The following is an 8,717-nucleotide window of genomic DNA, read 5'->3' as shown; positions in this document are numbered from 1 at the left end:
TGCTGACCCCGTACGTGCAGGGCGGCAAGATCGGCCTGTTCGGCGGCGCCGGCGTGGGCAAGACCGTCCTGATCCAGGAGATGATCTACCGCGTCGCCGCGAACCACGGCGGTGTCTCGGTGTTCGCCGGCGTCGGCGAGCGCACCCGCGAGGGCAACGACCTCATCGGCGAGATGGAGGAGGCGGGCGTCTTCGACAAGACCGCCCTCGTCTTCGGCCAGATGGACGAGCCGCCCGGGACGCGCCTCCGCGTCGCGCTGTCCGCGCTGACGATGGCGGAGTACTTCCGCGACGTCCAGAACCAGGACGTGCTGCTCTTCATCGACAACATCTTCCGGTTCACGCAGGCCGGGTCCGAGGTGTCGACGCTGCTCGGCCGCATGCCCTCCGCGGTGGGCTACCAGCCCAACCTGGCCGACGAGATGGGCACGCTGCAGGAGCGCATCACCTCGACGCGCGGCCACTCGATCACCTCGCTGCAGGCGATCTACGTGCCCGCCGACGACTACACCGACCCGGCGCCGGCCACGACGTTCGCGCACCTCGACGCGACGACGGAGCTGTCGCGCGAGATCGCCTCCCGCGGCCTGTACCCGGCAGTGGATCCGCTGACCTCGACCTCGCGGATCCTCGACCCCCGCTACCTGGGCGAGGACCACTACCGCGTCGCGACGACGGTGAAGCAGATCCTGCAGAAGAACAAGGAGCTGCAGGAGATCATCGCCATCCTCGGCGTCGACGAGCTGTCGGAGGAGGACAAGATCACGGTGTCCCGAGCGCGCCGGATCCAGCAGTTCCTCTCGCAGAACACCTACATGGCGACCAAGTTCACGGGCGTCGAGGGCTCCACCGTCCCGCTGAAGGACACCGTGGAGTCGTTCGACGCGATCGCGAAGGGCGACTTCGACGACGTGCCCGAGCAGGCGTTCTTCAACGTCGGCTCGATCAGCGACGTCCAGGAGAAGGCCGCGCAGATCGCGAAGGAGAACGGCTGACCATGGCCGACCTCCTGGTGAACGTCGTCTCCGCCGACGAGCAGGTGTGGTCCGGGCGGGCGACCATGGTCGTCGCCCGGACGAAGGTGGGCGAGATCGGCATCCTCGCCGGACACCAGCCGCTGCTCGGCGTGCTGTCGGCGGGCGAGGTGCGCATCACCGCCGCGGACGGCGGCCGGATCGTCGCGAACGCCGAGGACGGGTTCATCTCCGTCGAGAACGACACGGTCACCATCGCGGCCCGCGCGGCCGCGCTGGCCTGATCACCTCGCGCGGTACCCGCACCACGACGCGCGGTGCTCCGCACCTCCACGCGGTGGGGATGCCCACCGCGTGGAGGTGCGGGTAGCGCGTGTGGTCGTTCGCGGGTCGAACGGACGAGGCGTGATCGTGCTCATCCCGCCCTCGGAGACGAAGGCGGAGGGCGGAGCGGGGGCCCTCGACCCGGCGGCGCTGGGGTTCCCCTCGCTCAGGGGCAGGCGCCGCACCGCGCAGGCGGCGCTCAGGCGCGTCCCGCTGAAGGACGCCCCCGCGGTGCTCGGGCTCGGCGCGCGGAACGCGGACGAGGCGCGCTGGAACCGCGCGCTCGCCTCCGGACCCGTGCTGCCGGCGATCGAGCGCTTCACCGGGGTGCTGTACGACGGGCTGGCCGTCGCCACGCTGCCGCCGGAGGCGCGCGCCTGGGTCGACGGGCACGTGGTGATCGCGTCGGCCCTGTTCGGGATCGTCCGTGCGGCGGATCGCATCCCGCTCCACCGGCTGTCCGGGTCGACGACGCTGCCGGGCCTGACGCTGAAGGCGCACTGGCGCGACGCGGTCGCCGCCGCGATCGCCGGGACGGGGGAGTGGGTGCTCGACGCCCGGTCGGCCGCGTACGTGGCGCTCGGCCCGGCCCCGGCCGGCAGCGCGTTCCTCCACGTCGAGACGGCCGACGGCCGCGCGCTGAACCACTTCAACAAGCACTCGAAAGGCGCCCTGGTCCGCTCGCTCGCGGAGAGCGGTGCGGAGGCGGGCTCCCGGGACGACCTGCTCGCCTGGGCGGCGGCCTCGGGCGTGCCCCTCGAGCCCCGCGGCGAGTCCGACCTGGTCCTCCGCGTCTGACGCGACGCCAGCCGCGCCCCCGCTGGTCGAGGTGCGAGCGCAGCGAGCCTCCAGACCCCCTGACCGTCCGGGAGGATCGGACCATGACGGATGCGCAGGACGTGGTCGCCAGGGCGCTCGAGCTGGCGCCGGTCGTCGACGGGCACAACGACTGGGCGTGGGAGTGCCGCCTGTCGCGCGGGTACTCGACCGCGGACCTGCGCGAGCAGCCCGCCACGCAGACCGACATCGTGCGGCTGCGGGCCGGCCGGGTCGGCGCGCAGTTCTGGAGCGTCTACGTCGAGGACCGCCGCGAGGGCGCGGTCGCGGTGAAGGAGACCCTGGAGCAGATCGACTGGGTGCACCGCCTCGTGGAGGCGTACCCGGACGACCTCGTGCTCGCCCGGTCCGCCGCCGATGTCGAGGCCGCCCGCGCCTCCGGCCGCATCGCCTCGCTGCTCGGTGCCGAGGGGGCGCACAGCATCGACGACTCGCCCGCGGTGCTGCGGATGCTCGCCGCGCTGGGGGTCCGGTACCTCACGCTGACGCACAACCTCGACTCGTCGTGGGCGGACTCCGCCACGGACGTGCCGCTGCACGGCGGCCTCACCGACCGCGGGCGCGACTACATCCGCGAGCTGAACCGGCTGGGCGTGCTCGTCGACCTCTCCCACGTCGCCGTCACCACGATGCACGACGCCCTCGACGTCGCGACCGCGCCGGTGCTGTTCAGCCACAGCTCCTGCCGCGCCCTGGTCGGGCATCCCCGCAACGTGCCGGACGACGTGCTCGCCCGGCTCGCCGACAACGGCGGCGTCGTGATGGTCGCGTTCGTGCCGCCCTTCGTCGACGGCGACTACCGCGCGTGGTTCGAGGGCGGGCAGGAGGGACCGCCGCCACGCGTGCCGCTCGCCCGCGTCGCCGACCACATCGAGCACGTCCGCGAGGTGGCGGGCGTGCGGCACGTGGGGCTGGGCAGCGACTACGACGGCTTCGTGCACATGCCGGAGCGGATGGGCGGCGTCGACGGCTTCCCGCCCCTGCTCGAGGAGCTCGCCCGGCGCGGCTGGAGCGCGGCCGACCTCGCCGCGCTGGCCGGCGCCAACGTCCTGCGCATCATCAGGCAGACCGACGCGGCGTTCGCCGGAGCGCGGTCCCCGAGCGCACTCGTCGTGTGACGTAACGGATCGGTGTCGATCGCGCCCGGGCCTGCAGGATGAAACGCGTTGGAAACGGATTCGCCCTAGCGTCGCCCCGTGCGGGGGCCCACGGTTCCACGGGCCTGCCCGCCGGACAGAGGAGAAGCATGAAGCACCTGCCCGCGCGGCTCACCGCGCTGACCGCGTCGGCCGCCGCGCTCGCCCTGATCCTGACGGGCTGCTCGTCGTCGGGCGGCGGGAACCAGTCCGCGAGCGGCAGCAAGACGCTCGTCGTCGACAACACGTTCGACCTGAAGACCGCGGACCCGGCCCGCGCGTTCGAGCTGACCGGCACCATCGTCGACAAGGCGCTGTACGAGACCGCGCTCACCTTCGAGGGCTCGGACGTCACGAAGCCGGTGCCGCAGCTGACGACCTACGCGATGTCCGACGACAACACGACGATCACGCTCACGCTCGACGGGAAGCACACCTTCTCCAGCGGCAACCCGGTGACGATCGACGACATCGTCTGGTCCTACAAGCGCGTGCAGGGCATCGCCGGCAACCCGTCGTTCCTGCTCTCGAACCTGTCGACGGGCAAGCCGTTCGCCATCGAGAAGACCTCCGACACCACGATGACGATCACCGACACCGCCGCGAACCCGGCCCTGCCGTACATCCTCCCGAACCCCTCGCTCGGCGTGCTCGACGCGAAGACGCTGGAGGCGAACGGCGGGACCACCGGCAAGGACGACAAGGCCGAGTCCTACCTGAACGGCAAGTCCGCCGGCTCCGGTCCGTACCAGCTGTCGTCGTACAACGCGACGAGCAAGGTCGTGTTCGTCAAGAACCCGAAGTACGCGGGCACCGCTCCGGCGTACGGCCGGGTCGTGCTGCAGAACGTCACCGGTCCGTCGCAGAAGACCGATGTGCAGGGCAACCAGGCGCAGGTCGCGCTGAACCTCAACTCGCAGCAGGTCGACGGCCTCGAGTCCGGCTCGATCAAGGTCGCGAAGAGCACCTCCGCGAACGTCGGCTACCTGTGGCTGAACCAGAACGCCTCGGTGTCGGGCGGCGTGACGAACGACCCGGACTTCGTGAAGGCCGTGCGGCACGCGATCGACTACAAGTCGATCCAGACGCTCGCCGGCTCCGGCTCGACGCAGCCCGGCGGCATCGTGCCGTCCCAGTTCCTCGGCTCGCTCGCCTCGGACGAGAACAACACCACCGACGCGGCCGCCGCGAAGTCGGACCTGTCGTCGAGCGGCTACAAGGGCCAGACGGTCACGCTGTCCTACCCGACGGACGCGACGCTCGACGGCGTCTCGTTCGCCGACATGGCGCAGTCGGTGCAGTCGAACCTCGAGGACGCCGGCGTGAAGGTGAAGCTGAACGGGCTGCCGATCGCGACGCTGCTCGACTCCTACCGCGCGGGCAAGCTGCAGGCCGGCCTCATGTACTGGGGCCCGGACTTCCCGGACCCCTCCGACTACGTGACCTTCAGCCCCGGTGAGGGCCTCGGCCTCCGCGCCGGCTGGACGAAGGACATGTCGCCGGAGGTCACGAAGGCGAAGCAGGCGGCGATCGCCGCGCAGGGCGACGCCCGCGCCGGCGCCTACGAGGCCTGGCAGAAGGCCGCGAACGCCGACGGCGCGTTCGTCCCGCTCGTGCAGGCAGCCAAGTACGCCGTGACCAACGGCGTCACCGGAGTCGTCCCGAACGCGATCTGGACGGTTGACCTCGCCGCCGTCGAGTAGCGCACCCGACGAGCGCGCGGAGGCCGCCGCCCGGGCCGTGGGGTCCGGGCGGCGGTCGTTGCCGCCGCTGGTGCGGTACATCGGGATCCGCCTCGGGCTCTCCGTCGTCCTGCTCGTGGGCGTCACGATCATCACCTTCGTGCTCACCAACCTGGTGCCCGGCGACCCCGTCATCGCGGCGCTCGGTCAGCGCGCCGCCGACGACCCGAGGATCGTCGCGGCGTACCGGGCCGCCCAGGGGCTCGACAAGCCGCTCGTCGTGCAGTACTTCGTGTACCTCGGCAACCTGCTGCACGGCGACCTCGGCACCTCCATCGGCACCAGGAACCCCGTGACGCAGGACCTCGCGTACGCCTTCCCGGCCACCGCGGAGCTGGCGATCTTCGCCATCGTCGTGGCGGTGGTCGTCGGCCTCGTGCTGGCGCTCGTCGCGGCGCTGCGCCGGAACCGCTTCTCGGACCAGCTGATCCGCGCGGTCAGCGTCGTCGGCATCTCGGTCCCCACCTTCTGGCTGGCGGTCGCCGCGTACTTCCTGTTCTTCTTCGTGCTGCACTGGGCGCCCGGGTCCGGCCGGTTGAGCGCCTTCTACGACGCCCCGCCCCGGGTGACCGGGCTGTTCACCGTCGACGCGCTGCTCGCCGGGGAGCCCGACGTCTTCGTCGACGCCTTCTCCCACCTGGTGCTCCCTGGGCTCGTGCTCGCGGTGTACACGCTCGGGCTGCTCGTGCGGTTCGCCCGGTCGTCGATCCTCGACGTGCTCGGCCAGGACTTCGTGCGCGCCGCCCGGGCGAAGGGCCTCCCCACGCACCGGGTGGTGCTCGCCTACCTGCTGCGCGGGGCGCTGCTGCCGATCCTCACCATCGTCGGCCTCGCGTTCGGCTCCCTGCTGTCCGGCGCCGTGCTCACCGAGCAGGTGTTCGCCTGGGGCGGGATCGGGCAGTACGCCTACCGCGCGTCCACCGCCCTCGACCTGCCGTCGATCATGGGCGTCGGCCTCACCGTCGGGCTGGTCTACATCACCGTGAACTTCGTGATCGACGTGATCTACGGCTTCGTCGACCCGCGGGTGCGCGTCGGATGACCGCCGTCCTCGCGCCGCGCCGCCGCGCCCTCCGTGTACCCGTCGCCTGGCGGCGGCCCGCCGCGATCGCGGGCGCCGTCGTGCTGCTCGCCTGGGTGGTGATCGCGCTGCTCGACCCCGTGCTGCCGCTGCCGGACCCGCTCCGCCAGGACGTCGCCGCCGCGTTCAGGGCGCCGTCCGCCGCCCATCCGTTCGGCACCGACCAGCTCGGCCGCGACGTCCTGTCCCGCACCCTCTGGGGGGTGCGGGCGTCCCTGCCGCTCGCCGTCGCGCTGGTCGCCGGGTCGCTGGTGATCGGCTCGGTGCTCGGCGCGATCGCCGGGTACCTCGGCGGCGTCGTCGACGAGGTCATCATGCGCATCGCCGACCTGGTGTTCGCGTTCCCGACGATCATCCTCGCCATGGTCGTGGCGGCCGCGCTCGGTCCCAGCCTCGGGAACGCCGTGATCGCGCTGCTGATCGTCTCCTGGCCGAACTACGCCCGCGTGATGAGGGCGCTCGTGCTCGGCGCGCGCGGCCAGGAGTACGTCGTCGCCGGCCGGCTGCTGGGCGCCGGACCGTTCACCTCGCTGCGCCGGGACGTGCTGCCGAACGTCTCCGCCCCCATGCTGGTGCTCGCGATGCTCGACTTCGGCAACCAGATCCTGCTGCTCGCCGGCCTGTCCTTCCTCGGGCTGGGTGCGGTCCCGCCGACGCCCGAGTGGGGCTCGATGGTCGCCGACGGCGTGATCCAGTTCTCCAGCTGGTGGCTCGCGACCTTCCCGGGCCTCGCGATCTTCTCCGTCGTCGTCGCGTTCAACCTGATCGGCGACTCGCTGCGCGACGCGCTCGACCCGCGGACCGCTGGCGCGGTGCAGGGGTCGTCGATATGACCGGCCTCGAGATCCGGGGCCTGACGCTGCAGCTGGGCGGCCGTCGCATCCTCGACGCCGTCGACGTCGAGGTGCCGGCGGGCCGGGTCACCGGCCTCGCGGGGGAGTCCGGGTCCGGCAAGACCATGACGGGCCTCGCCGTCATCGGCCTGCAGCCGGCCGGCGCGAGGGTGACCGGGGCCGTCGCCTACGACGACGGCGAGGTCCGGGTGCCGAACCTGCTCGACCTGCGCCCGGGGGCGCTGAACCGCCTGCGCGGCCGCCGCATCGCGATGGTGTTCCAGGACCCGACCGCGAGCCTGCAGCCGATGCTGTCGATCGGGGCGCAGCTGACGGACCACATGCGGCACCACCTCCACCTGTCGCGGCAGGACGCTCGGCGACGCGCCGCCGAGCTGCTGGAGCGCGTCCGGGTGCCCGACCCGGAGGCGGCGCTGAAGCGGTACCCGCACCAGTTCTCGGGCGGGCAGCTGCAGCGCATCGCCTTCGCCATCGCGATCGCCTGCGACCCGAAGGTGCTGATCGCGGACGAGCCGACCACCGCGCTCGACGTGACGGTGCAGGCCGGGGTGCTGCGGCTGCTGCGCGAGCTGACCGACGACCTGGGACTCGCCGTGCTGCTCGTCACCCACGACCTCGGCGTGATGTCCGCCGTCGCGGACACCGTCGCGGTGATGCGGAACGGCTCGGTCGTCGAGCACGGGTCCCGCTACCAGGTGATCCGCGAGCCCCGCACGGCCTACGCGAGGGAGCTGGTCGAGTCGCTGCCGCACACGCCGCCGCCCGGCATCGGGGAGGACGCGTCGTGACCGCCCGGCTCGTCGTGGAGGGGGCGACGGTCACGTACCGGCAGCCGGGTCGTGGCGTGCTCGCCGCCGTCGACGCCGTCGACCTGGAGGTCGGCGCCGGCGAGGTCGTCGGCCTGGTGGGGGAGTCCGGCTGCGGCAAGTCGACGCTCGCCCGAGCGGTCTGCGGACTGGAGCCGCTCGCCTCCGGGCGCATCCTGCTCGAGGGCGAGCCGATCGCCCGCCTCGGGCTGCGCTCGCGCGAGGTCCGCCTCCGGCGCATCCAGATGGTGTTCCAGAACCCCTACGCCTCGCTCAACCCGCGGCGCCGGGTCGGCGCGCAGATCGAGGACGGTCGGCGGGTCGCGCGAGGCACGCCGCAGTCCGTGCCCGAGCTGCTGGAGGCGGTCGGCATGGACGCCGGCGCCGCGAGCCGGTACCCGCACGAGTTCTCCGGCGGGCAGCGGCAGCGCGTCGCGATCGCGCGCGCGATGGCGGTCCGCCCCGACCTGCTGATCGGCGACGAGCCGATCGCCTCCCTCGACGCGAGCCTGCAGTCCCGGGTCGCCGCGCTCATGCGCCGGGTCGCGCTGGAGAACGGCGCCTCGCTGCTCTTCATCAGCCACGACCTCGCCGTCGTGCGCGCGATCGCCGACCGCATCGCGGTGATGCGCGCAGGGCGCATCGTGGAGCAGGGCACCGCGGAGCAGGTCTGGTCCACGCCCCAGCACCCCTACACGCGCCGCCTGCTCGCCGCGATCCCGATCGCGGACGGGCTGGGCCGGCTCCCCGCGGTCTAGCGGCCGGCTCGCCAGCAGCCGTCGACGTGGTCGTCGACGAGGCCCGCGGACTGCATGAGCGAGTAGACCGTGATGGGGCCGACGAAGCGGAGGCCCTCCCGCTGCAGGGCCTTCGCGAGCGCCTTGGACGCCGCCGTCGACGCCGGCACGTCCGCGAGGTCGGCCGCCACGAAGCGAGCGGCACCCCCTGCTTCCTCGATCTCGG

General features: G+C 72.5%; 10 protein-coding genes. 9 read left to right on the top strand and 1 reads right to left on the bottom strand.

Annotation, left to right across the window (positions count from 1 at the left end):
* The 9 genes from atpD to ACFE60_RS15325 form a co-directional block, all read left to right on the top strand.
* The coding region (gene atpD, locus ACFE60_RS15365; RefSeq protein ID WP_375389739.1) for a F0F1 ATP synthase subunit beta at window positions 1-995 on the top strand (995 nt) is incomplete at its 5' end.
* 2 nt (window positions 996-997) lie between these two features.
* Complete coding sequence (locus ACFE60_RS15360) at window positions 998-1,258, top strand: F0F1 ATP synthase subunit epsilon (protein ID WP_375389738.1); 261 nt, start codon at window positions 998-1,000, stop codon at window positions 1,256-1,258.
* Window positions 1,259-1,379: 121 nt separating this feature from the next.
* Window positions 1,380-2,096, top strand: a complete 717-nt coding sequence (locus ACFE60_RS15355) for a YaaA family protein (protein WP_375389737.1) — start codon at window positions 1,380-1,382, stop codon at window positions 2,094-2,096.
* Window positions 2,097-2,179: 83 nt separating this feature from the next.
* Window positions 2,180-3,253, top strand: a complete 1,074-nt coding sequence (locus ACFE60_RS15350; RefSeq protein WP_375389736.1) for a dipeptidase — start codon at window positions 2,180-2,182, stop codon at window positions 3,251-3,253.
* Between the two features lie 128 nt (window positions 3,254-3,381).
* The gene (locus ACFE60_RS15345; RefSeq protein ID WP_375389735.1) at window positions 3,382-4,974 is read left to right on the top strand and encodes an ABC transporter substrate-binding protein; all 1,593 of its coding nucleotides are present in this window, start codon (window positions 3,382-3,384) and stop codon (window positions 4,972-4,974) included.
* A 70-nt stretch (window positions 4,975-5,044) separates the two neighbouring features.
* The gene (locus ACFE60_RS15340; RefSeq protein WP_375389734.1) at window positions 5,045-6,055 is read left to right on the top strand and encodes an ABC transporter permease; all 1,011 of its coding nucleotides are present in this window, start codon (window positions 5,045-5,047) and stop codon (window positions 6,053-6,055) included.
* Window positions 6,052-6,927, top strand: coding sequence for an ABC transporter permease (locus ACFE60_RS15335; protein WP_375389733.1), 876 nt, complete (start codon window positions 6,052-6,054; stop codon window positions 6,925-6,927). Before ACFE60_RS15340 ends, ACFE60_RS15335 begins: the two co-directional genes overlap by 4 nt.
* A complete protein-coding gene (locus ACFE60_RS15330; RefSeq protein ID WP_375389732.1) occupies window positions 6,924-7,736 on the top strand; it encodes an ABC transporter ATP-binding protein in 813 nt (270 codons plus the stop codon). The genes ACFE60_RS15335 and ACFE60_RS15330 overlap by 4 nt, the downstream gene beginning before the upstream one ends.
* Window positions 7,733-8,512 carry an ABC transporter ATP-binding protein gene (locus tag ACFE60_RS15325; protein WP_375389731.1) on the top strand — a complete coding sequence of 260 codons (780 nt, stop codon included), beginning with the start codon at window positions 7,733-7,735 and terminating at the stop codon, window positions 8,510-8,512. Before ACFE60_RS15330 ends, ACFE60_RS15325 begins: the two co-directional genes overlap by 4 nt.
* On the opposite strand, the gene ACFE60_RS15320 is transcribed toward ACFE60_RS15325, so the two are convergent.
* The coding region (locus ACFE60_RS15320; protein WP_375389730.1) for a DNA-3-methyladenine glycosylase I at window positions 8,509-8,717 on the bottom strand (209 nt) is incomplete at its 5' end. The genes ACFE60_RS15325 and ACFE60_RS15320 overlap by 4 nt on opposite strands.

The sequence above is a fragment of the uncultured Amnibacterium sp. genome, from assembly GCF_964245895.1.
GTDB lineage: Bacteria > Actinomycetota > Actinomycetes > Actinomycetales > Microbacteriaceae > Amnibacterium.
This window is presented reverse-complemented; position numbering and strand designations above follow the sequence as displayed.